Source organism: uncultured Tenacibaculum sp., assembly GCF_947502995.1.
GTDB lineage: Bacteria > Bacteroidota > Bacteroidia > Flavobacteriales > Flavobacteriaceae > Polaribacter.
Genome location: NZ_CANNBW010000003.1, coordinates 72,935 through 97,616, shown reverse-complemented (window position 1 = coordinate 97,616; position 24,682 = coordinate 72,935). Strand labels below are relative to the sequence as shown.

The following is a 24,682-nucleotide window of genomic DNA, read 5'->3' as shown; positions in this document are numbered from 1 at the left end:
CAAATAGAAAATTAGAAATGAAGGTTACAGAACATATTAAAAAGGCAAAGGGGAAAACGTTATTTTCATTTGAAATTGTTCCACCGCAAAAGGGACAAAATATTCAGCAATTATATAACAATATCGATCCGTTAATGGAATTTAAACCTCCGTTTATAGATGTTACAACATCTAGAGAGGAATACATTTACATTGAAAAAGAAAACGGATTATTAGAAAAGAAAATTACAAGAATGCGACCAGGTACGGTTGGTATTTGTGCTTCATTAAAATATAAATACGACGTAGATGCCATTCCGCATGTATTGTGTGGTGGATTTACAAAAGAAGAAACAGAATATGTTTTGGTAGATTGTCATTATTTAGGAATCGACAATATTATGGCGTTACGTGGAGATGCTAGAAAAGATCAACAATATTTTCAGGCTTCTAACGGTGGAAATAAATTTGCATCAGATTTAGTAAAACAAATCAGTGATTTAAATAAAGGAAAATATCTACACGAAATTATCGAAACTCCATACAAGTCAGATTTCTGTGTGGGAGTTGCTGGTTATCCTGAAAAGCATTTAGAAGCACCAAGTATTGAGTCTGATTTAAAACGATTAAAGGAAAAAGTAGATTCGGGTGCAGATTATGTGGTTACGCAAATGTTTTTTGATAATCAGAAATATTTCAATTTCGTTGAAAAAGCTAGAGAAGCAGGAATTAATGTACCTATTATTCCTGGAATAAAACCAATTGCTGTAAAACGTCATTTACATGTATTACCACAAGTTTTCCGATTAGATTTACCTCAAGAATTGGTAGAGCAAATCGAGGCGTGTAAAGACAATAAACAAATACGTGAAGTAGGTATTCAATGGGCAATCCAACAAAGTAAAGAATTGATTAAAGCTGGTGTTCCAGTATTACATTATTATTCAATGGGGAAATCAGATAATATTAAAAAAATAGCCAAAGAAGTTTTTTAAAAATAGAAACTGTTTGTAACAATTTGTGAGGTGAGTATACTAACTTATATAAAGTCAGATTAATAACCTAAAACAAATTCAAATGAAAAAAAGCAGTCATCTATTAACACTTTTACTTTTTGTAGTTAGTGTTGGTGTAGGAAGTGCTCAAAAAATTACAGGTTCTTGGAAAGGAACATTAAAAGTTCAAGGTATGGAAATGCCTTTAATTTTTAATATTTCTGAAAAAGGCGGAGCATTTTCTTCAACTATGGATAGTCCATCTCAAGGTGCGACAGGAATTCCAATGGATACAACTACGTTTACAGATAATACATTAACAATTGTATTTAAAAAAGCAGGAATTAATTATTCAGCGAAATTAGAAGGAAAAGAGTTCAAAGGAACTTTTAAACAAGGAGGTATGGAAATTCCATTATCATTACAAAAAACAGAAAAAACGGTTCCTGGAAATCCAACATTAGTTTCTTCAGAACAAGATTTAAATAAACTTTCAACTTTAGAGAAGGGAACGTACAAATATTCTGTTGAAGATTATTTTGCGAATCCAAAAGGAAGTTCATTCCGCTTTTCACCTGATGGAAAATATTTATCATATAAAGAAAGTGATGCTAATGGAAAGCAACATGTGTATGTAAAAAATACTCAAACAGGAAAAGCAAAAAGAGTTATTGAACAAAAAGAAGAATTAATTAGAGGATACGGATGGTTAAATTCTAATCGCCTTTTTTATACTATGGATAAAGGAGGAAATGAAAACTACCATATTTATGCTGTAAATTTAGACGGAAGTAATAATAAAGATTTAACTCCTTTCGAAGGTGTTAGAGCTAACTTCGAATCTTTATTAAGAGAAGATAAAGATCATATCATTGTTCAATTAAACAAAAATAATCCACAAATTTTTGAGCCTTATAAACTAAACGTAATAACAGGTGAAATCAAGCAATTATTTGTAAATAAAGATGCAAGTAATCCAATTGCAGGATATCAGTTCGATAAAGACGGAAATTTAAGAGGTTACACTAAGTTGAAAGATGGTGTAAATATGGAGGTGTATTATGAAGACGGAAAAGGAGGATACGAATTATGGAAACAATTAAACTGGAAAGATAGTTTTGGTATTATTTCATTCAATTATGCTACAGATTATCCACACGATGCTTATGTGTTAAGTAATTTAGAAACAGATAAAGCAGAGATTTTATTATATGATTTAAAGAAGAAAAAAACAATCAAGAAAGTTTTCTCAAACGAAAAGTACGATGTTGGAGGTTTAGGATTATCTAAAAAGAACAATTACGCTATCGATTATTTATCGTACGAAGGAGAAAAGAATATTTTAATTCCTGTAAGTAAAACCTACAAGAAATTAGATAAAACTGTAAAGAAGCAACTTCCTGGAATGCAATATTATGTTACTGGAAAAACTGATGATGAAACTAAATTTATGTTATACATCACTAGTGATAAATTATATGGTATTTATTACATCTACGATTTAAAGAAAAATGAATTAAAAGAGATTTATAATACAATGCCTCAGTTAAATCCAGAAGACATGGCTGAGATGCGTCCGATTACATTTAAAAGTAGAGATGGTTTAACAATTCATGGATATATCACTTTACCTAAAGCTGCTTTAAATGGAGAAAAAGTTCCTGTAATAGTAAATCCTCATGGAGGTCCACAAGGAATTAGAGATTCTTGGGGATTCAATCCAGAATCACAATTATTTGCAAGTAGAGGTTATGCTACGTTACAAGTTAACTTTAGAATTTCTGGTGGATACGGAAGAAAATTCTTAGAATTAGGATTTAAAGAAATTGGTAGAAAAGCAATGGATGATGTAGAAGACGGATTAAAATATGTTACCGAAAAAGGTTGGGTAGATGCAAAGAAAGCTGCAATTTATGGAGGAAGTCATGGTGGTTATGCTGTATTAAGAGGTTTAACTAAAACTCCAGATTTATATGCTTGTGGTGTAGATTATGTTGGTGTGTCTAACTTATTTACATTCATGAAAACTATCCCTCCTTATTGGAAACCTTATTTAAAAATTATCAAAGAAATTTGGTACGACGAAGATGTGGCTGCTGAAAAAGCAATTATGAACGAAGTTTCACCAGTTTTCCATATCGATAAAATCAAGAAACCATTATTTGTAGTTCAAGGAGCAAACGATCCTAGAGTAAATATAGATGAGTCAGATCAAATTGTAGAAGGACTTAGAACTAAAGGTGTAGATGTTCCTTACATGGTAAGATATGATGAAGGGCATGGTTTTGGAAAAGAAGAAAATAGAATAGCTTTATATAAATCAATGATGGGATTCTATGCAAAACATCTTAAAGGAAAAGTTCAAGAACCAATAAAGCATTAAAAAATAATATATATTGACAACTAAAAACCGAAATCCTAGTTTACCTAGGGTTTCGGTTTTTCATTTGATAAAAATATTTGAAAATAAAAAAAGCCCCGAAAAATCAGGGCTTTTAAAGTGGTACCTCCAGGAATCGAACCAGGGACACAAGGATTTTCAGTCCTTTGCTCTACCAACTGAGCTAAGGTACCATGCTTATTAGCGGGTGCGAATATATAATTTTTAACTTAATAACTACACAATAAATTTAGATTTTCTTGCTCTTTTTTTTCTGTGATTAAAATAGATTATCCTAATATGCTATTATTGAAAACTTTCGAGTTTCATTTAATCAGAAAAAAGCTTAAAGATTTTTTTGAATTCTGAATCAAAAAAGAAAATAATTAAAGTTTCTTATTATTTAGAAAGCTATCGGTATGAATAAAAGGTGGAAGAGTATTAAAATAAAAAAGCCCTGAAATAATCAGGGCTTTTGAGTGGTACCTCCAGGAATCGAACCAGGGACACAAGGATTTTCAGTCCTTTGCTCTACCAACTGAGCTAAGGTACCAGCTTGTTAGCGGATGCAAATATATAACAGTTTTTTGAATTGAACCAAAAAAAAATGTAAAAAATCTATTATAAATTTGTCTCCACGATAAAAAATAAGAATGTATTTAATAATTGATGTCGGTAATACTAGGGTGAAAGCTGCTGTTTTTGAAAAGGATATACTTAAGAAGTTTTTTGTTTTTAATAAGGAGGAAATTTTTTCTGAAATCGAAAAAATTTTAAAAAAATATTCAATTAAACAAGGAATTATTTCTGCTGTAGCAAAACTTAGTGAAGAAAAGTTAAAACAATTACACAAAATAATAAATTTGATTGAGCTTAATAATGATACTAATGTTCCTTTTATAAACAATTATGAAACTCCAAAAACATTAGGAGTTGATAGAATAGCTCTTGCAGCTTATGCTGTGTGTAATTTTTCAAATAAAAATGTTTTAGTTATCGATGCAGGTACATGTATAACTTTCGATTTTGTAAATTCAGAAGGTCAATATTTAGGTGGAGCTATATCACCAGGATTAAAAATGAGGTATCAGTCTTTGAATAATTATACATCAAAACTTCCTCTGTTAACTTCAAAAGAACCAAATAGTTTTATTGGAACAAATACTCAAGAATCTATTCATTCTGGAATAGTTAACGGAATTAGTAGAGAAATAGATGGAGTAATTACACAATACAAAAATAAATTTGGAGATTTAACAGTACTTTTAACAGGAGGAGATACAAAATTTTTGGTCAAACAATTAAAAAATGACATATTTGCCAATCCAAATTTGGTTTTGGAGGGATTATATCAAATATTGACTTATAACAGAGCGGATGATTAAGAGATTTTTTATTGTAGTATTAGTACTAATTTCAATAAAGATAACGGGGCAAAGAAATAGTTCATCTCCTTATTCTTTTTTCGGTATAGGAGAAGAAGTGAGTAGAACAACTGTAGAGCAAGCCTCAATGGGAGGAATAGGTGTAGCGCTTAAAGATATTCACCACCTTAACTTTATAAATCCAGCAGCAACTGCAGATTTAAGATTTGCTACTTACGGAATAGGTGGAGAGCTTTCTCTATTAAATGTTAGTAGCGACAATGGAAGTGAGTCTAACAATACAACAAGTTTAAGATACATAGCATTAGGAATTCCTATTGGTGAGAAAGCTGGTTTTATGGCTGGTTTACAGCCAGTTTCTAATGTAGGATATGCTTTGTTGACGAATGTTTTAGATGGAGATGACAATGTAACTGAAGCAACGAGATTCACAGGATCAGGTGGTACAAACAGATTGTTTGGAGCTTTTGGTATTAATGTTTACAAAGGACTTGCTTTAGGTATTGAAGCAGGTTTTGTTTTTGGAAATATAGACAATAATACGATCAACCAACAAGCAAATGTAGCTTTGGCCACTAAATATGAACGAAATGCAAATGTTAGAGGAGGGCAATTTAAATTAGGAGCTCAATACAAACGTAAATACAAAGATTTAGATGTAATAGCAGGAGCAGCATTACAGTTAGAAAATGATTTTTCATTATCTGGTAGAGAGCGTATTTATTCTTTCTCTTTTGCTTCTAATGGAAGGGAAATTCCAAGAGATACATTATATGATAGAGGCGTTTCAGGTAAATTATCTGTTCCTTTAAAAACAATTTTAGGAGTTGGAGTTGGGAAAGAAAATAAATGGTATGCTGGTATCGATTATGAAACTCAAGGTGCTTTTGAAAACGAAGGAAACTTAATTCAAGGATCTACTTACAGATTTGAATCATCAAATAGATTATCTATTGGAGGGTATTATATACCAAAAATAAATTCTATATCAAGTTATTGGGATAGAGTTACCTACAGGGCTGGTTTGAGATTTGAAGACACTGGTTTATTAGTAGATGGAACAGGAACAGGAAATAATTTTACTTCAATAACCGATTTTGGCATAAATCTTGGTTTTGGTTTACCATTACCGAGACAAATATCTAATTTAAATATAGGATTAGAATATGGTCAAAAAGGTTCAATAAATAACAGCTTAATAAAAGAAAGCTATTTCAATATTAGGTTGAGTTTATCCTTAAATGGTAGAAATTGGTTAAAGAAGAGACAAATAGATTAATTAAACGATAATTATGAAAAAAATTACGTATTTATTCGCAGTATTATTCCTATTAACTATAGGACTTAAAGCACAGGGAGGACAAGAGTGTAATATTAAATACAACTTGTTTAAAGGAAATGTAACGACTAAGAAATATGCAGAGGCAAAACCAGATTTAGATTGGTTAATGGTAAATTGTCCTACGCTTTCTGTTAATATTTACAAGTATGGAGCAACAGTAGCAGAAAAAACTAAAGATGCTGTTTTAGCAAAAAAAGTTTATGAAGGTAGATTAGCTAATTTCCCAAACAAAAGTGTAGCAAAAGCTCATAGTGATTATGCTTCTTTTTTAATTAAAAATAAATTAGGGACTGATGATGAGATCTTTAGTATTTTAGAGAAAGCTTATAAGATTTCTCCTAAAGATATGGGAGTAAAAAATATCTTTAGATATTTTAAAGGTATTGTATCTAGATTTAAAGATACGAATCCTCAAAAAGTATTTGATACTTATGATGACGTAATGGAATCTGTAGGAGAAAAATTAGATGACTACAATAAGAAGTTAGGTCCATTATTAGCAAAAGATTCTACAGCTACTTTAGACAAGAAGGAAAAAAGAAATTTAAAGATTTACTCAACAAACTCTAAAGCATTAGGTCAAGTTGAAGGTGGTTTAGATGCTATTTTATCTGAAATTGCAACTTGTGAAAGATTAATTCCTATATATACAAGAGATTACGATGCTAACAAAACTAATGGTGTTTGGTTAAAGAGAGCAGTATCTAGAATGTATAACAAAGGATGTCAAGGTGATCCACTATTTGAAAAATTAGTAACTTCTTATGCTGAAGTAACTCAATCAGCTGATGCAATCAATTTTGCAGCTGGTGTTTTAGAGAAGAATGGTGATGCTAAAGGAGCTGCTGAAATGAGAAAGAAAGCATTTGATTTAGAAACAGATCCTTTAAAGAAAGCAAGATTAAAATTAAGAGAAGCTCAAGGTACATCTAGTAAATCTAGAGCAAGAGCTTTAGCTTATGAAGCTTTAAAGTATAATCCAAATATGGGTAAAGCATATTTATTTATTGCAAGTTTATATGCTAAGAGTGCAAACTCTTGTGGTAGTGATGTTTTTGAAAAGAAAATGACTTACGTTGCTGCTTTAAATAAGGCAATGAAAGCTCAAAGAGTAGATCCAGGTTCTGGAGCAGGAAGATACATTAAGAGTTATAAAAGAAATGTGCCTTCAAAGAAAGATATTTTCCAAAAAGGTATTGCTCCAGGAAGTTCTTTTAGAGTTAAGTGTTGGATTGGTGAATCAGTTCGTGTACCAAACTAATGAAAGCTTCAAAAAAAAATATATTTACAAGCATTGCTGCCATCTTCATGGTGGCAATGTTTTTTTCATGTACAAACGATACCAAAAAAGTTAGAGATTTTTTGGCGGATAAAAATCTACCAATTGCTATTGGTAAAGATGTTTTCCATGTGTATAAAGATTCTGGTAAAGTAACATCAAAATTAGTTACTCCAATACTAAAAGATTTTACAAATAAAGGTCATCCTTATAACGAATTTCCTAAAGGAATTAAAATTGTAACTTACGATAATGATGGGAAAGATTCTACAACCATAACCGGTAATTATGCATTATCTTATACGTCGACTCGAGTTTCAGAAATTAAAGGAAATGTGGTTGTATTCAATCATACAAGTGAAAGGAAATTAGAAACTAATCAGTTATTCTGGGATCAAAGAGAAAAATATTTTTTTACAGAAGATGGATTTAGAGTAACGAATATAACAGATACTATAAGTGGTTTTGGTTTTGAGTCAAAACAAGATTTGTCGAAGTGGTTACTTAAAGATATTACAGGAGGAGTAGAAGTTCAAAAAGAAGAGTTATAATGAATACGATTTGGAAATACACACAGTACGGTTATTTAGTAGTAGGAATAATATTTTTAGTAGAAGGAATTTTAAAATGGAATTCAGATAAAGAACAAGCATTTTTAATGTTTGGATTTGCTATATTTATCACGATTATTTTCTTTTTTAAACGTAATTTTAGAAAGAAAGTAGAGCAGAGGAATAAGCAACAAAAATGAATTATGAAGTCTTAATCATACTTGGTTCTATAGTTTTTTCAGCCTTTTTTTCAGGTATGGAGATCGCATTTGTTTCAGCAAATAAACTTCATATCGAACTAGAAAAAAAAGGAGATGGATTGTTATCACAAATCCTATCTAAAATCACTAATAATTCTTCTCGTTTTATTACTTCAATGCTAGTAGGAAACAATATAGCATTAGTAATTTACAGTTATTTCATGGGAGAATTATTAATGCGTTGGTTTCAAACCTTCTTACCTTCAGACTTTTTAATTGTAAATACTTTATTCAAAGAATTAGAATTACTTACACAAACCGTAATTTCAACATTAATAATTCTAGTTACTGCAGAGTTTCTTCCTAAGGCTCTGTTTAGAGTTTATGCTAATGAAGCATTAAAACTATTTGCTTTACCAGCATATTTCTTCTACATTTTATTTTATTTCTTAGCAGGATTAATATCTAGAATTTCTGATTTTTTTTTACGTGTGTTTTTTAAAGCTGAAAAAGATGAAATTCAAACGGAATTTAGCAAAGAAGAATTAGGTAATTATATTTCGGAACAACTAGAAACCAATAAAGAGAATGAAGAAGTAGATTCTGAGATACAAATTTTTCAAAATGCTTTAGAATTTCATAAGGTAAAAGCTAGAGAAATTATGGTGCCTAGAACAGAAATTATAGCTGTAGATCTTCATGAAACTGTTACGAATTTAAAGAATACCTTTATAGAAACAGGATTCTCTAAAATATTAGTTTACAAGAATTCTTTAGATGATATCATAGGTTATGTAAATGCTTTCGAGTTGTTTAAAAAACCTAGAACTATAAAATCAATATTGTTACCAGTTGAATTTGTTCCTGAATCAATGATTATAAATGACGTTTTAAATGCGTTAATAAAAAAGAGAAAAAGCATTGCTGTTGTTGTTGATGAGTATGGCGGAACTTCAGGAATTATAACTGTTGAAGATGTTGTAGAAGAATTATTTGGTGAGATTGAAGATGAGCACGATAATCAAGAGTTACTTGAAGAAAAAATTAATGAAAAAGAGTTCCATTTTTCAGCAAGATTAGAAGTAGATTATTTAAATGATGAATATAATTTAGAAATCCCTAAAGAAGAAGCCTATGAAACTTTAGGAGGTTTTATTATAAATCATACAGAAACCATTCCAGAACAAGATGAAGAATTGTTTATAGAGAACTATAAAATCATCATTACAAAAGTTAGTTCTGCAAAAATTGATACGATTTACTTTAAACGACTCGACAAAGAAAGTCGCAGTTCTTAAATAATTCCTTGAAATTCTACAGCTAAAAGCATTAAAAACATTGCATTATTAAATGCGAAATTGTATTTTCGCACACTGTATATAAAATAAAATTAAAATGGCAATTTTATCGAAAATTAGAGAACGCTCATTGTTCTTAATTCTTGTAATAGGTTTAGCATTATTTGCTTTTGTATTAGATCCTTCAACATTAACGGATTTTTTCAATTCTCAGAAGATTAATGAAGTAGGACAAGTTAATGGAGAATCAATATCTCGTCAAGAATTTGCACAAGCTTTAGATAACTATAGAGCTCAAACTGGAAATAGAGTTTCTGAAATGCAAGCTGCTAAAAATGTTTGGGAAAACTTAGTGCGTCAAAAAATTTACGATAGCCAATTAGCTGAAGCAGGAATTACTGTTGGAGAAGCAGATATTTTAAATGATCTTTATGAAAAAGAATTCATTAAAAATGATCCAAAATACCAAACTACAGGGATTTTCGATAAAGAAAAATTCAAAGAGTTTTTAGCAACAATAAGAGAAGAAAACGGAGATCAGTGGAAAGCATGGAGAGAATACATGAGTAATGTAAAAAGTGCTTTACAAAAAACTACTTATGATAATTTAGTAGCTGCTGGTTTAGGTGCTTCTTTAGAAGAAGGAAAAACAGAATACTTTAATGAAAATACAAAAATCAGCGGAGATTTAGTGTATTTACCATATACAAGTGTTGCTGATTCTTTAGTTCAAATTACTAAAGGAGATGTGAAAAAATATATTGAAAGTCATGCTTCAGAATTTGAAGTAGAAGCTTCAAGAGATATTAGCTATGTAAAGTTCGATATTAAAGCTAGCGCTCAAGATGAGAATGATATTAAGGCTGATGTAGCTAAATTAATTAATGATGGAGATTCTGGTGTTGGTTTAAAAAATACAACTGATTATTTAACTTTCTTAGAAGCTACAAAATCTGATCTACCTTATAACGATAATATTCAATTTAAAGTTCAAGTTCCACAAGTAATTGCTGACACTCTATTTAAAGGAAATGTTGGAGATGTTTACGGACCATATAAAGATCAAAACTATTTCAAATTATCTAAAATTACTGAAGTTTTAGAGATTCCAGATTCAGCTCAAGCTCGTCATATTTTAATTCCTATCGCTGGAGCACCTAGTGCAGATCCAACAGTGAAAAATACTGAAGCAGATGCAAAAAGAATCGCAGATAGTTTATTAACTGTTATCAAAAAAGATAAAAGTCAATTTGAAGATTTAGTTAAAAAATTCTCTTCTGACAAAGGTTCAGTAGATAAAGGAGGTTTTTATGACTGGTTCCCATATACACAAATGACACCAGCGTTTAGAGACTTTGTTTTTGAAGGTAAAGAAGGAGATTTAGGAGTTGTTAAAACTGTTTTCGGATATCATGTTATTGAGGTTAAAGGACAGAAGAACTTCCAAAAAGCATTAAAATTAGCGACGTATGCTCGTAAGATAGAAGCTTCTGAAGCTACAGAAAATGCAGTTTATCAAGATGCTGAAACATTTGCTCAAGAAATTTCAAATGGAGGTAAAATTGATGCAATAGCTAAAGATAAAAAATTAACAGTTTCACCTGCTGTAGGTTTAAAAGCTTTAGATGAAAATATTCCAGCCTTAGGAAATGAAAGACAAATTATTACTTGGGCTTTCGGAAAAGATTTAACAGTTGGAGATTTCAAACGTTTTGATATAGATGGAGGTTATGTAGTTGCTACTTTAACAGGAATTACAGAGAAAGGATTAATGCCAGTTGATCAAGCTATTTCTAGAGTTCGTCCAATTTTAACGAATGAAAAGAAAGCAGAAATCTTAAAAGAAAAGTTACAAGGAAGTACACTTAATGATATTGCAACAGCTTCTAAACAACCATTAAAAAAGTTTAGTGACGTAACATTAAAGTCACCAACTATTACAGGTATCGGTTACGAGCCTAAAATTGTTGGAGCAATGTTAAGTGCTACTGAAAAAGAGTTAAAGAAAGATATCGTTGGAGATAGAGGAGTTTATGCATTTGTAGTAACAAGTAGAGTTTTACCTACAGATTTACCTAACTACGATACTTATAGAAAGCGTATTGCTAACCAAAGAAAGAACCAAACTTATAACATGTATCAAGCTGTTAAAAAAGCTTCTGATATAGAAAATGAGGTTGGAAGAACTTACTACGGAGTTGGTCAGTAATAAAAAATATAAAATTAAAAAAGCCGAGTTATTAAACTCGGCTTTTTTTATGTTCTTGTCCCGTCCTGAAATAAGTTTACACAATTTAGATTTATTTTATGAATTAAAGAATTTAAAAGTAAGTAATAATCACTTTTTCAAAATTTTAAAACTCTTTTTTAAATTATTTTTTTCTACTGAAAGAATATATAAACCTTTAGCTAAAGAACTGACGTTATTTGTTATAGTATAATTCTCATTAGAACTAAACTGTTCTGTTATTTGTAATTGACCATTTAAATTAAATATTGAAACTTTAATATTTTGATTATCTTTTTTTGTGGAGATAATTTCAATACGATCAACAATTGTATTTGATTTTAAATCGATATTTAGTAGGTTATTTTCATCATCAATTTCTTCTTGAATATTTTCTAAAGTAAGTCGACCTTTTACAAAACCTGAAGCTATCGAACGTGTGAAATCAGAGTGTTTACCAGTAATATGAATGCTGTATACTCCATCTTCAAAATCTGAAGTGTTTAAGTTGAATTCATCATTATCCAAAGAAAAAGAATACACAAAAGAATCACCATCTATTGTTTTTCCATACAAATCGCTTGTTTTAGTGATAACAGCATCAACTTTTATGTTTTCTAATGAAACTGAAATATCATCAAATTTGATAGAAATACGATCATTATTCTGTTGATTTATATACTTCATTTTTGGTCCTTCAGGAAAATGAATAAAGGCAGCAAATCTTGAATTTGAAACTAATCTCTCAGAAAGCTTAATTTGATATGAGCTACTATGATTATGAATTTTATTAGTACTAGTAGTTTTAATTAATGGAGATAAAAGCTTAGAGTTTCCGTACAATTTAAAATCTTGAATTGATTTTTCATGAAAAATATCAACGTTTACAGTTGAAGAATTATTTGGAGCTATAATTTTATCATAATTGTTTTCTGAGTTTATAATTTGATAATCACTTATAATAGTATTATAATTAAATTCAGCTGGTTCAAAGGTAGATTTTCGGCTAAAATTAGCGTTTAAATATGGTTTTATTGTATTCCATACATATTGTCCTAAAGCTACGTCAATATGATCCAATTTAGCTTCTCCTTTATTGAAAAGATAAGTTGCTCCTGGACGTAAAGAACTACTATACGGAGTAACACCATCATTTGTACCTTGAGCTAAATATAGTATTCCACCGCTGGTAAACATTAAAGGAGCTAAAAGTGTATGTCCATTTTTAAAACCTGAAGCTCCAAGGATAATAAATTTTTCAGGTTGATTATTAGAGGCATTATCAAAAAGCGGTCTTACTACATCTCTACAATAGTAAGTAGTTGATGTTGCTGCACCTTCATTCAAACCAGTGTTTTTCCAAATCCAGTTAAACCACCATTGTTGAGAAATATCAGCTAAATAAGTTCCCCAATATGGAGTTCCTAAAGCGATTACTTTTTTTACTTTATTTCTTTTATTGTAAGAAAACATAGCAGCTTCTGCTGCTTTCCCACCATTGCTATGCGCAATTACAGTAAGATCATTAATTTGATATTTATTAGTAATAATATCTATAGATTCTGCAAGTAATTTTCCGTTTTCCCAAAGGCCTTTACCTCTAGTTGTAGCAACAAAAACTACTTGATAACCTTCATTATATGCATCTTGATAAAAAGTATTATTAGTAAAAAACAATTGATTTAAATCGATATAACCATGATTGAATAGTAAAACTTCACCATTAAAATTTGATGGTCTTTCTCCGTAATGTATCGTAGATTTAATTAATGGACCAATAAAAAATGAACTTAGTTTACTAGGAGAGGGGAGTTGTTTTTCGATAAAATTTTGAGAAAATAAAAAAAACGGGAGGAGTAGTGCTAAGAATAGCACTTTAATTTTAGGTTTCATAAATAAGGGTTTATTTGTTAACGTTTTTAAATATAGTTAAAAAATTAACATAAAAATTAAGTTAACCTTATTTACAGGTTATTGTATTTGTAAAATGATAAAATAAAAAAGCAATCTAATAATTTAGATTGCTTTTTAAATATATTAAAATACTTTGTTAAGCATTTAAAGGTTTTCCATCCCAAGCAGCTTTAGCAGCTTCTTTAACGGCTTCAGAATATGTTGGATGTCCATGGCAAATACGAGCAATATCTTCTGCAGATGCTCTGAACTCCATTGCTACAGCCATTTCCATGATTAAATCAGCAACACGAGCACCAACCATATGAACACCTAAAACTTCGTCAGTATTCTTGTCAGCTAATACTTTTACAAAACCATCGATATCCCCACTAGCACGAGATCTTCCTAGTGCACGCATAGAGAATTTACCAGACTTGTAATCTACATTTGCATCTTTTAATTCTTGCTCAGTTTTTCCTACTGATGCAACTTCTGGCCAAGTGTATATAATTCCAGGAATTAAATTATAATCAATGTGTGGTTTTTCACCAGCTAAATATTCAGCAACTACAACACCTTCTTCTTCAGCTTTATGAGCTAACATTGCACCACGAACCACGTCTCCAATAGCATAGATGTTAGAAACATTAGTTTGTAAATGATCGTTAACATCAATTTGTCCTCTTTCAGTAACTTTTACACCGGCATTTTCTAATCCTAAACCATCAGTATAAGGTCTACGTCCAACAGCAACTAAACAGTAATCACCAGTAAAAGTAACTTCTTCTCCTTTTTTGTTTGTAGCAGTTACAACAACTTCATCACCTTTTCTTTCCACAGCAGTAACACCATGACTTACATTAAATTTAACTCCTTGTTTCTTTAATACTTTAGTTAGTTCTTTAGAAACATCTTTATCCATTGTTGGAGTAATTGTCGGTGCATATTCAACTACAGAAACATCTGCACCTAAACGCTTGTAAACAGAACCTAATTCTAATCCAATAACACCACCACCAATAACGATTAAGTGCTTAGGTACTTCTTTTAGCTTTAAGGCTTCAGTAGAAGTTATAATACGTTCTTTATCAATAGAAATAAATGGTAAAGTAGATGGTTTAGAACCTGTAGCTATAATAATGTTAGTTCCTTCGATAACTTCAGAACTTCCATCATTTTTAGTGATTTTTACGTGAGTTGCATCTTCAAAAGAACCTAAACCTTCGTAAACATCAATATCATTTTTATCCATTAAAAACTTAACACCTCCAGTAGTTTGCTCTACAACTTTAGCTTTACGCTCTATCATTTTTGAAAAATCAAACTTTGGATTTTCAACAGAAATTCCGTGCTCTTCAAAGTGGTGAACAGCATCATAATAATGATGAGAAGAATCTAATAAAGCTTTAGAAGGAATACATCCAACATTTAAACATGTACCACCTAGGGTAGAATATTTTTCTATTATGGCTACTTTTTTTCCTAATTGAGAAGCTCTAACCGCAGCAATATATCCACCAGGTCCAGAACCTATAACGATGATATCGTATTTCATGAGTTGTTTTATTTTAATACAAAATTACAATTATTTACGAATTAAAAGCGAGTATTAGTTATTATTACTATTTTTAAAACAGATAAGATGTATTTGTATGAAAATATTAAAAATAATAGGTTGGTTTGCATTAATAGCTTTGCTTGCAATTCAATTTATCCCCACAGAAAAAAATAATGGAGAGCTATCATCTTTAGATGTTTTTTTACATGAAACAAGTCCCTCTGTAGAAGTAAAAACTATTTTAAAAAATGCCTGCTTCGATTGTCATAGTAACGTAACTGAATATCCTTGGTATCATTCAATAGCACCAGTTAATTTCTGGATAAATCATCATGTAGAAGAAGGTAAAGAACATTTAAATTTTTCAAAATGGGCAACTTATTCTTCAAGAAAAAAGGAGCATAAAATGGAAGAATTTTGGGAAGAAGTTGAAGAAAAACATATGCCTTTAGATTCTTACACTTGGACTCATACTGATGCTCGATTGAGCGAGGATGATATTGATTTAGTAGTGACATGGGCAAAAGAAATAGAGCGAGAATATAAATACCAACAACAACGATAATTGAATACTACTGTTTTATTTATAGGTTATGTTTGGGTTGAACCCAATTCTTCTGCTGCTGGAAGTAGAATGATGCAATTAATAGAATTGTTTTTAGGCGATAATTATAAAGTAACTTTTGCTAGTCCGGCACAAAAAGGAGAAAATGCAGTACTACTAACTGAATATGGAGTTGAAGAAGTGGTAATTGAGTTAAATTCATCTTCATTTGATTCTTTTATTAAAGATCTAAATCCTCAAATTGTTGTTTTTGATCGATTTATGATGGAAGAACAGTTCGGTTGGAGAGTAGCTAAATATTGTCCTAATGCAGTTCGTATTTTAGATACAGAAGATTTACATTTTTTAAGAAAAGTAAGATATGAGCAATTAAAAAAAGGAGAAGAATTTTCAAATCAAACGTTATTACAATCAGATGAAACAAAAAGAGAAATAGCCTCTATTTTGAGATGTGATTTAAGTCTGATTATTTCTTCTTACGAAATGCAATTATTAAAAGAAGTATTTAAAATAGACGATAGTATTTTATTATATCTACCTTTTCTTTTAGATACAATTGAAGAATCAAATCAAGAGAACTGGTTGCCTTTTGAAGAAAGAGAAGATTTTGTATTTGTTGGTAATTTTTTTCACAAACCAAATGTAGATGCTGTTTTAGAACTAAAAAGAATGTGGAGAAGTATTCGAAACCAATTACCCAAAGTAAATATTCATATTTACGGAGCTTATGTTAGTCAGCAAATTCAGCAATTACACAAACCAGATCAAGGTTTTTTATTACACGGTTATACTCCCGATGCTATTGAAAAAGTAAGTAAAGCCAGAATAGTTTTGGCTCCACTAAGATTCGGTGCAGGAATTAAAGGTAAATTAACAGAAGCTATGCTTTGTGGTACGCCAAGTGTTACTACTTCTATAGGTGCAGAAGGAATGCGTGATGAGTTTCCATGGAATGGCTTTGTTGAAGACGATTTAAATGTATTTTCTGATTTAGCTGTTAAACTTTACTCAGAAAAAGAAATTTGGCTTCAAGCTCAAAATAATGGGATAAAAATTATTAATTCCATTTATGATAAAAATGTTTTGAGTCGTGTTTTTTTACAGAAAATATCTCAACTTGTAGAGGAATTGAATTCTCATCGAACATCAAATTTCCTAGGAAGTTTACTACAATATCAAACTTTACAAGCAACAAAATATATGAGTAAATGGATAGAAGAGAAGAATAAAAAATAATTGAAAATTAATCAATAAAATTTCTTAGTTTTAATAGCCAAACTATATAAAATGCTAAGAAAAATTATTATCCTCCTTTTTTGCTACAGCAATTTTTATGCGCAACAAAATTCAGTGGTAGATGAAGTTGTAGATTCATATGTGAATCATTTTAAATATTCAAAAGAGAACTTTCACTTTCATTTTAATAAATCATCTTATTTCCCTGGCGAAGAAGTTTGGTTTAAAGTATTTGTAGTTGATAATAAAAACTTAAAACTATTCCATCAAACCAAAACAGCAAAGCTTTACTTTAATGATGATAAAGGAAAATTTATCGGTAAACTAACTCTTAAATTTCATGAAGGTTCTGCTAGCGGAGTTTTTAAACTACCATCAAATTTTAATGATTGTATCGTTCATTATAGAATTATTACGAATTGGTCTAAAAATTTTGATAGTGAAGACACCAAACAGAGTTTCATAAAAATAAAAGGTTGTGGAGTAAAAAGAACTACAAAAGGTTCACAAAAGATTCAGTTTTATCATAATACGAAACACTTATTAACAAATGTGGTTAACGTTGTAGAAGTTAAATTATCTGATAAAGATAAAGAAGTTAAAGAAGCTATACTGCTAGATGATTTAGAGAATGATATTTCTTTTGTGAAGTTTAATGATTTGGGCTTAGGAAAGTTTTATTTTAAACCAGAAGTCGGTAGAAAATATTATTTAATATATACAAATTCTACAGGTAAAGTAATAGAAGAGTTACCACAGCATACTTTAGATGGAATCACTCTAAATTTAGTAAATAAAGGGAAAGAAATTTATTTGACATCTAATGTTAGTGTTAATTATCTAAATGAAAAAGATGTTGTTTTTTATTTAATTCATCGTAATGGTAAAATAGCAGAAGGAGCGCTTTTAAATTATAAAAACAATAAAAGTTATCGATATATAGATAAATCTACTTTGTTGAATGGAATTAACACCATTTCTTTATTTAAAAATAAAGAACTCATTGCAGAGCAAACTTTTTTTAACGCACACAAATTACATGATTTAGAAAAAGAAATTACACAAACAGTAAGAAGAATTAATAAAGATTCCGTAGAGTTTTCCATTTATAAACACTCTAAAGATTCTATAATGGATATATCTATATCGGTTTTACCTAAAGAGAATAAAGATGTATCTCAATCAGATTTATTTCAAAAATTTCACAATGTTACCTTTTTAGATGATGAGCAATTAGATTCTAAGAAGTTTTTAAATCGTTTTCAAAAAGCTAAAGATCTATTCCCTATCAAGACAAGTAAAAACTATAACTGGAATTCTATTATAAAACAAAAGAAAAAAGAGACGAGTCATTTTTTTGAATCAGGAATAACAGTAAAAGGAAAACTGAGTGGAGAAAAATCTGCTCATTTAAAAGTAAATTATATAACAAAGAAAGAAATTGGTTATGTAGAAACAGATGCTAAAGGTTTATTTGCAATTAAAAATTTAGACGTTTACAAGGATGAAATTATAAAAATTCAACCAGTATTACCATCAAAAAAAGAAGTTGTGTTTTGCGATCATATAACAGTTGATAAAGATGAGTTTTATTATCCGAATGTAAATTCAAAAGATAATACAGTGGTTATACAAAGTGTAATGAATCCTTTTTTTAACGATAATGATAGTAATCTACTAGAAGAAGTTGAAATCAAAGGGAAAATTAAAAAAGAAAAAAAAGAGAAATTTATCAATCCTATTGACAATTCTACTTTTGTGAAAACTTTTGCTGTTTCTGGAGAAAATGTAAATCGATATAGAACTGTTTTAGAATATTTAACTGCTCAATCTGGATTAATTGTAGTGAATAAAAACGGATATGTACAAATTCAATCAGAACGAACTGCTAGGCAAACTATAATTTCTGGAGCTTTAAATGGAGGAAGTTTGAGTACAAATATGAATGTGTATGTGAATACTCAAAAGTTAAGAGAGCAAGATTTTGAAATGCTTAAAGAAATAACAATGGAACAAGTAAAAAGCATTCGTGTAAATAAGTCAGGAATTAATTCAGGAGGAAGAGATCCTTTCGGATATGTAAGAATTTATTTAAATAAAAAAGCGATTTATAAAAAGCAAAAACCAAGCGGGAGGAAAAAAGATAAAAGTTTATTTGAATTTAAGATTTCTTATGGATATGAATATGAAGAAGAATTTAGAAAGCCAGAATATATTTATCAAGAAGGCGATAGTGAATATTTAAAGTATGCGATATTACATTGGGAACCTAATGTAAAACTTTCTAAGACTAAAAGTTGGACTAATTTTAAAGCTGCTATTCCCGAAGGAGTTACCGATTTAATTTTATCGATAAAAGGAATTACAAGCTCTGGAAATTTAATAGACATAAAAAGAGAGTTAATTTTAAAAAACTAACTCTCTTATAAATATTATTCTGTTGGTGGTTTATAATCTAAAGGAAGTGCATTAGCAAACAATTCGTAAGACCAATACCCTTCAACTAAACGATTGTTTTGATCTGCAATTTGCCCGATTGGTAATATTTCTTCATTGTTTTTAAATAATAAGAAATGAGAAACTTGTACTCCAAGTCTTTTCTTAACATCTTTCTTGTAGTTGAATTCTTCTTTTTCATTCTGATAAGTTACTTTTAAAAATCCATCGAATTTTAAAAAAACTTTTCCTTCGACTCTATAACTTACATCATTATATGTGACATTTCGTTTATGAGGAACATCTATAATTTTAGGGTATTTTAATTCTTTTTGATGAATAACAATTGCGCTATCTAATTTCGATTGTGGTTTTAGAATAATTTTATTAAAATTAATCGCAATACCTTTTTGATCTTGAATATTAAAAATTCGTCTAGAAAAATTTAATTCACCATCCGTTGGATGTAATTCGTTTCTTTTACGATTCATAATATCGATTTTAAAACCTTCTTCTTTTGTACTTGCCGTAATAAAGGTTTTTAAGAAATGACGTAAAGAACCGTTGTAAGCTTTAAGTCTGTTTTTTTTCCACTTCTTTTGTTTTCGATTATTCCCTTCTAATTTTTCATATTTAGAGTATCCGAAGTAACTAATAATTCGATCTTTAATTTGAAATTTCTCTAGATTATAAGAAATTTTATAACCTAAGTCTCTATTGAGAATAATAATAGGTTCTTTAGCCTCTACACTAAAAGTATTTGTAGCTTCATCAAAGTAATATTTTAAGGCTTTTTTATTATCTATTTTACATTTTTCAGCAAAATCTGTTCTTCCTAAAAAAGCTTCACGAAACACTAAAAAATCTTCATATTTAGGTTTCTTAGACTTTATCTTTTTTTTTCCTCCAATAACAACTTCATTTAAAACATTATCAGCTTCTTCTAACGTAAAATTTAAATCATCTAAAGGTGTGTTTTTATCAATTTCTACTTCACGTTCTACAGTTTTATACCCTAAATAGGAAGCAACAAGTTTATATTTTCCTTCAGGAACACTTAATTTATATTCTCCATTAGCATCTGTAATGGTAGCAATAGTTGTACTGTTAAAAAACACTGCAGCACCTTCTAGAGGTTGATTGGATTTTGAGGTAACTTTTCCTTTTACGTAAATCTGACCAAAAGCAATGGATAGAAAAAAGGACAAAGCAATTGTTAGTTTTAGTTTCATTTTTTAGTTTGGATATGTGATTTAATTAATTTGAAGCGATTTTGGGTTCTTCAGGAGGTTGATAGTTTAAAGGAAGTGCTACTGCAAATTTTTCATAAGACCAATAACCTTCAACAAGATGATTTGTTGGATCGGCTAATTGTCCGATAGGTAATATTTCTTGCGGAGTATTAAGTAAAATAAATTTAGAAACTTGTTTACCTGACCAAGTTTTGTAATCGTTTTTATATTCAAATTCTTCTTTTTCGTTATTATAAGTCACTTTTAAAAGCCCATTAAAAGCCATAAAAGCTTTACCACTTAATCGATAAGTGACATCATTGTATCTAATATCTTTTCTAATAATAGTATCTCTAATTTTTTTATACTTTAATTCTCTTCTATGGATTAAAATAGCACTATCTATTCTAGTTTCAGGAACGACTATCGTTTTTGCGTAATCCACAGGAATATCATATCGATTTAAATCTCTAAATAATTTTTTAGAAAATCGTAATTCTTTTTCAGTAGGATAATTGATGTTAGGAATTCTAATCATTAAATCCATATCAAATCCTTCTTCTTTTGTGTTTACACGAATCAATGATCTAAGAAAATGCATTATTGAGCCTTTATAAGCTATTAGTCGATTTCGATCCCATCGTTTTTGTTTTCTTTTACTTCCTTCTAATTCTTCATATCTAGAATAACCAACATAACCAATAACAAGAGCTTTTTGTTCGTATTTAATAAGGTCGTAATGTATTTTATAACCTAAATCATTATTAATAACAACAATTGGTTCTTTAGCGGTAACAATAAAATGATCTGTTTGAGGAACGTAATAATAACTTAAAGTTTCTCTGTTTACAATTTTACATCTATTGGCAAAAGTAGATCGTCCTAAAAAACCTTCACGGAATTTTTGAAAATCAGAATATCTCGATCTTGTAGATTCTATGAGTTTTAATTTGTTTTCCCCATTTGTTGAATTGATGACTATTTCATTTAAAGTATTGTCTTGTTCTTCTAAATGGAATTCTAAAGTTTGTTCAGTATTTATATTTTCAATTATTATTTCTTTTCGAATTGTTTTATGCCCCAAATAAGAAACAATTAGTGTATGTTTTCCTTCTTCAATATAAAGTTTAAATTTTCCTTTCCAATCGGTGAAAGTTGCAATAGTAGTATTGTTTAAATATACGGCAGCACCTTCTAAAGGAGTATTGTTTTTAGATAATACAGTTCCTCTGATATTTACCTGACCATATGAAATAAGCGTAACTAGAAATAATAGGAAGATTAATTTCGTTTTCATAATTCATTTTTTATCAAATAAATATAATAAAAATGATGAAAATAGAGAACTATGTTTTTGTTAAATAGCCTATTAAAACTATTTTTTTGAAGGTTGATAATTTAAAGGAAGCATATTTGCAAAAGATTCAAAACTCCAATAACCTTCATTAAAAACAGCGTTAGGATTAATCATAATTCCCATTTTATCAATCTCCGATTTGCCTTGTAGTAAAACTAAATGAGAAGTTTGAACATCGCTTTGTTTTCTCTTCTTACCAAATATTCCTTGAACATAATTTTCTTCTTCAGGTTCTTTGGTGTAAATGATCATTAAATAATCAGTGAAATCTAAAAAAGGAGTAGTTTTTTGAAAAGAAATCATTTCATTTACAGAAACATCTCTCTTGTATAAATAATCACGGTATTTTGGTAACCGAGCTTTGTTTACTATTACAATAGCGCTATCTAAAGTAGTTTTTGGTTCTTCTATTTTTCTAGAATAATTAATACGATTACCATGAAGTTTTAAATATTCTCTAGCAAATCGAATTTTTTCTTCGGAAGGTCTTTCTTTGTTGGCAACTCTTCTGAACTTATTAATAACAAAACCATCTTCTTTTAATTCTTTATTTAATAAACTTCTTAGAAAATGCATTCGAGAACCATTATAAGCTATACTTCTGTTTTTCTTCCATTTTTTTCGGATAGATTTTCTTAGGTTTTTATATTGAGCATAACCACTGAAGAACAAAGTTTTGCTACCAAGCTCAAAATTGATTAAATCATATTCAATCAAATAACCTAGTCCGTTGTGTTTTATTTTTAAGGGCTTTCTAGCAGTTGCAGATAAAGTATTTGTTTTATAATTAAAATCGAAAAATAGATCTTTTTCATTTAATATTTTACAGGTTGAAGCCAGTTTAGTTTTTCCAAGAAAAGCTTGTTTAAATCTAGCTAAATTGTATTTCCATTCATCATCGTATACTATTTTTTTGATTTCAACTTCATCTAAAAATTCATTATCCTCTTCTAAAGAAATAGTAATTTCAATGTTCTTTTGATCTATTGTATTTATTGATTTTTGATAAGTTTTATACCCTAAAAAAGAAACGACAAGAGTATAATTTCCTTCTTTGAAATTTAATTCAAAAGCTCCTTTTTCGTTAGTAATAGTTCCAATAGTAGTATTGTTTAAATAAACAGAAGCTCCTTCTAATGGAACATTTTTAGATGTAATAATACCATTGATATTAGTCTGAGAAAAACTATACAAAACAATAAAGAAGAAGAAAAAAGTAAATTTCAGATTCATTTAGGACAATTTATAAGATTTATAAAAATAAAAAAATCCCTTTCCTAGAAAGAGATTTTTAGATATGATTAACATTTTAAATTTAAAAGGAATAAATTTTTAAAGAAGAGATTGTCGATTAACTAAAAAGTAATGATTTCTCCATCTTTAGGAATGAAAGTTTTTTGTAAAAGTCCTTTTTGAGTTAAAATTGATTTAAGTTTAACTCTTGTTGTAGGGCAATGATTAACAGCTTCCATATGATTAGCTATGACTTTATGAGGAGCATTTTCAACAAATTTTACAATGTCATCTATAGTCATCAACAAAGGTTTAAAAATATCAAATTGAGCAGAACCAGCGGCTACAATACTAATTTCCGGATTATATTTTTTTAGTACAGCATCAACATCATCAGTGTAAATCGTATCTGAACTAATGTAAATACTAGGCTTTTTAGGTAGTTCAATGAAAAAACCCATCACATTTCCAGCAGGTTTAGCTACAAAACCATAACCATGTTTCGCAGGAATTCCTTCAATAGTTCCTCCTAAAAAAGGTGATTTCTCCCAATAATTAATTGTTTGAATTACATTCAAACCTTTTTTGCGAAACGTTTTTTCATCTAGCACACTGCAAATTACAGGTATGTTTCTTTCAGTAAGAAACTTTTCAGCTGCAGAATCAATATGATCAGGGTGATTGTGAGTGATCAGGCAATGAGTAACTTTTTTAAGTGTTGATTTACTGTTTTCAGGTAAAGGCACAGTTGGGTTTTTCTTCATTTTAAATCTAAAGAAAGAAAAAGGAGGTAGTGTTCCTACTTTACCAAGCATTGGATCTACTAAAATTACTTTATCGTCAGCCTCAATAATTAAAGAAGCATTTCTTAAATGTTGAATTTTCATTGATATTACTTTTTTAGACAAAGGAATAATCAATGGAATTGAATTGCATTGATTCAAATCAAGAAATACGTTTTCGTATTCTACTTAGTGTTTCTGGTGTAATATTTAAATAGGAAGCAATATGATATTGAGGAATTTTTTCTAACCAATTTGGTTTGTAAATAAATAACTCTTGGTATAGCTCTTCTGGGGTTTTAGTAATTCTATTGAATTCTAATAGTTCTTTTTGTTTTAAAAGTTTTTGAAATGAAAGTTCAATGAATGATTTACCACATTCATATCTTTGTAAAAGTTCTCGGAATTGTTGTTTTTCAATAGATAATATTTCAAGATCAGAAATTGCTTCTTGATTTTTATTTGTTTTTAAATCTTTGCTGAAAGAGAATAAATCAGAAATGAATTGAGGTTTGGTATAAAAGTTAATGTTAGTTTCTTTATCTGATGTTGCGTAAAATTCACGAACGGTTCCTGAATTTAAGAAACGTAACTCTCTTTCTAAATGATTAGCTTTTAAAATAGCTGTTCCCTTTTTTATAGTTTTCAATTGGAATAATGATAAAAGTTCATCAATTCCATGTTGATTTAAAGGATATTCTGTTTCAAAAAAAGTAGCTATTTTTTTGTGCATTTTTTAATAAATAAAAGA

Annotated in this window: 19 protein-coding genes and 2 tRNA genes; 12 read left to right on the top strand and 9 right to left on the bottom strand. The window is 29.3% G+C overall.

The annotated features are described in order from the left end of the window. The first annotated feature begins 17 nt into the window (after nt 1-17). Both metF and Q1A46_RS03235 read left to right on the top strand, forming a co-directional pair. Entirely contained in the window at nt 18-974 is a 957-nt protein-coding gene (gene metF, locus Q1A46_RS03240; protein ID WP_299617262.1) for a methylenetetrahydrofolate reductase [NAD(P)H], read from the top strand. 82 nt (nt 975-1,056) lie between these two features. Next, nucleotides 1,057-3,357 (top strand): S9 family peptidase, encoded by a 2,301-nt coding sequence (locus Q1A46_RS03235; RefSeq protein WP_299673904.1) that lies wholly within the window; start codon nt 1,057-1,059, stop codon nt 3,355-3,357. Nucleotides 3,358-3,475: 118 nt separating this feature from the next. On the opposite strand, the gene Q1A46_RS03230 is transcribed toward Q1A46_RS03235, so the two are convergent. Both Q1A46_RS03230 and Q1A46_RS03225 read right to left on the bottom strand, forming a co-directional pair. Continuing rightward, nucleotides 3,476-3,548 (bottom strand) — tRNA-Phe (locus Q1A46_RS03230). A gap of 286 nt (nt 3,549-3,834) precedes the next feature. Further along, a tRNA-Phe gene (locus Q1A46_RS03225) sits at nt 3,835-3,907 on the bottom strand. Nucleotides 3,908-4,007: 100 nt separating this feature from the next. Between Q1A46_RS03225 and Q1A46_RS03220 the strand changes: the two genes are divergently transcribed. From Q1A46_RS03220 to Q1A46_RS03190, 7 genes are all read left to right on the top strand, one after another. Then, a complete protein-coding gene (locus Q1A46_RS03220) occupies nt 4,008-4,739 on the top strand; it encodes a type III pantothenate kinase (protein ID WP_299673902.1) in 732 nt (243 codons plus the stop codon). Further along, complete coding sequence (locus tag Q1A46_RS03215) at nt 4,732-6,018, top strand: hypothetical protein (RefSeq protein WP_299673900.1); 1,287 nt, start codon at nt 4,732-4,734, stop codon at nt 6,016-6,018. Before Q1A46_RS03220 ends, Q1A46_RS03215 begins: the two co-directional genes overlap by 8 nt. Before the next feature lie 13 nt (nt 6,019-6,031). Then, complete coding sequence (locus Q1A46_RS03210) at nt 6,032-7,342, top strand: hypothetical protein (RefSeq protein ID WP_299673899.1); 1,311 nt, start codon at nt 6,032-6,034, stop codon at nt 7,340-7,342. After that, complete coding sequence (gene lptC, locus Q1A46_RS03205) at nt 7,342-7,911, top strand: LPS export ABC transporter periplasmic protein LptC (RefSeq protein WP_299673897.1); 570 nt, start codon at nt 7,342-7,344, stop codon at nt 7,909-7,911. Before Q1A46_RS03210 ends, lptC begins: the two co-directional genes overlap by 1 nt. Beyond that, entirely contained in the window at nt 7,911-8,111 is a 201-nt protein-coding gene (locus tag Q1A46_RS03200; RefSeq protein WP_299673895.1) for a hypothetical protein, read from the top strand. The genes lptC and Q1A46_RS03200 overlap by 1 nt, the downstream gene beginning before the upstream one ends. Beyond that, a complete protein-coding gene (locus Q1A46_RS03195; RefSeq protein WP_299673893.1) occupies nt 8,108-9,409 on the top strand; it encodes a hemolysin family protein in 1,302 nt (433 codons plus the stop codon). Before Q1A46_RS03200 ends, Q1A46_RS03195 begins: the two co-directional genes overlap by 4 nt. Before the next feature lie 97 nt (nt 9,410-9,506). After that, on the top strand, nt 9,507-11,618 hold the full coding sequence (locus Q1A46_RS03190; protein ID WP_299673891.1) for a SurA N-terminal domain-containing protein: 2,112 nt from the start codon (nt 9,507-9,509) through the stop codon (nt 11,616-11,618). A 129-nt stretch (nt 11,619-11,747) separates the two neighbouring features. Here Q1A46_RS03190 and Q1A46_RS03185 read toward each other — a convergent pair whose 3' ends face one another. Continuing rightward, nucleotides 11,748-13,529, bottom strand: a complete 1,782-nt coding sequence (locus tag Q1A46_RS03185; protein WP_299673889.1) for a T9SS type A sorting domain-containing protein — start codon at nt 13,527-13,529, stop codon at nt 11,748-11,750. Nucleotides 13,530-13,686: 157 nt separating this feature from the next. After that, entirely contained in the window at nt 13,687-15,087 is a 1,401-nt protein-coding gene (gene lpdA, locus Q1A46_RS03180; RefSeq protein WP_299673887.1) for a dihydrolipoyl dehydrogenase, read from the bottom strand. A gap of 97 nt (nt 15,088-15,184) precedes the next feature. Between lpdA and Q1A46_RS03175 the strand changes: the two genes are divergently transcribed. From Q1A46_RS03175 to Q1A46_RS03165, 3 genes are all read left to right on the top strand, one after another. After that, nucleotides 15,185-15,655 (top strand): heme-binding domain-containing protein, encoded by a 471-nt coding sequence (locus tag Q1A46_RS03175; RefSeq protein ID WP_299673885.1) that lies wholly within the window; start codon nt 15,185-15,187, stop codon nt 15,653-15,655. A 69-nt stretch (nt 15,656-15,724) separates the two neighbouring features. Further along, complete coding sequence (locus Q1A46_RS03170) at nt 15,725-16,891, top strand: glycosyltransferase family 4 protein (protein WP_299674159.1); 1,167 nt, start codon at nt 15,725-15,727, stop codon at nt 16,889-16,891. 51 nt (nt 16,892-16,942) lie between these two features. Next, nucleotides 16,943-19,309 carry a hypothetical protein gene (locus tag Q1A46_RS03165; protein ID WP_299673883.1) on the top strand — a complete coding sequence of 789 codons (2,367 nt, stop codon included), beginning with the start codon at nt 16,943-16,945 and terminating at the stop codon, nt 19,307-19,309. A 14-nt stretch (nt 19,310-19,323) separates the two neighbouring features. Here the strand turns inward: Q1A46_RS03165 and Q1A46_RS03160 are convergent, their stop codons facing one another. The 5 genes from Q1A46_RS03160 to Q1A46_RS03140 all read right to left on the bottom strand — a co-directional run bounded on the left by Q1A46_RS03160 (nt 19,324) and on the right by Q1A46_RS03140 (nt 24,664). Continuing rightward, the gene (locus Q1A46_RS03160; RefSeq protein ID WP_299673881.1) at nt 19,324-20,559 is read right to left on the bottom strand and encodes a carboxypeptidase-like regulatory domain-containing protein; all 1,236 of its coding nucleotides are present in this window, start codon (nt 20,557-20,559) and stop codon (nt 19,324-19,326) included. A gap of 25 nt (nt 20,560-20,584) precedes the next feature. Further along, nucleotides 20,585-21,856 (bottom strand): carboxypeptidase-like regulatory domain-containing protein, encoded by a 1,272-nt coding sequence (locus tag Q1A46_RS03155; protein WP_299673880.1) that lies wholly within the window; start codon nt 21,854-21,856, stop codon nt 20,585-20,587. A gap of 78 nt (nt 21,857-21,934) precedes the next feature. Next, nucleotides 21,935-23,149: a carboxypeptidase-like regulatory domain-containing protein gene (locus Q1A46_RS03150; protein WP_299673878.1), complete on the bottom strand. Its 1,215-nt coding sequence runs from the start codon at nt 23,147-23,149 to the stop codon at nt 21,935-21,937. 122 nt (nt 23,150-23,271) lie between these two features. Then, complete coding sequence (locus Q1A46_RS03145) at nt 23,272-24,036, bottom strand: MBL fold metallo-hydrolase (RefSeq protein ID WP_299673876.1); 765 nt, start codon at nt 24,034-24,036, stop codon at nt 23,272-23,274. Nucleotides 24,037-24,094: 58 nt separating this feature from the next. Beyond that, nucleotides 24,095-24,664: a Crp/Fnr family transcriptional regulator gene (locus Q1A46_RS03140; RefSeq protein WP_299673874.1), complete on the bottom strand. Its 570-nt coding sequence runs from the start codon at nt 24,662-24,664 to the stop codon at nt 24,095-24,097. Nucleotides 24,665-24,682 lie beyond the last annotated feature (18 nt).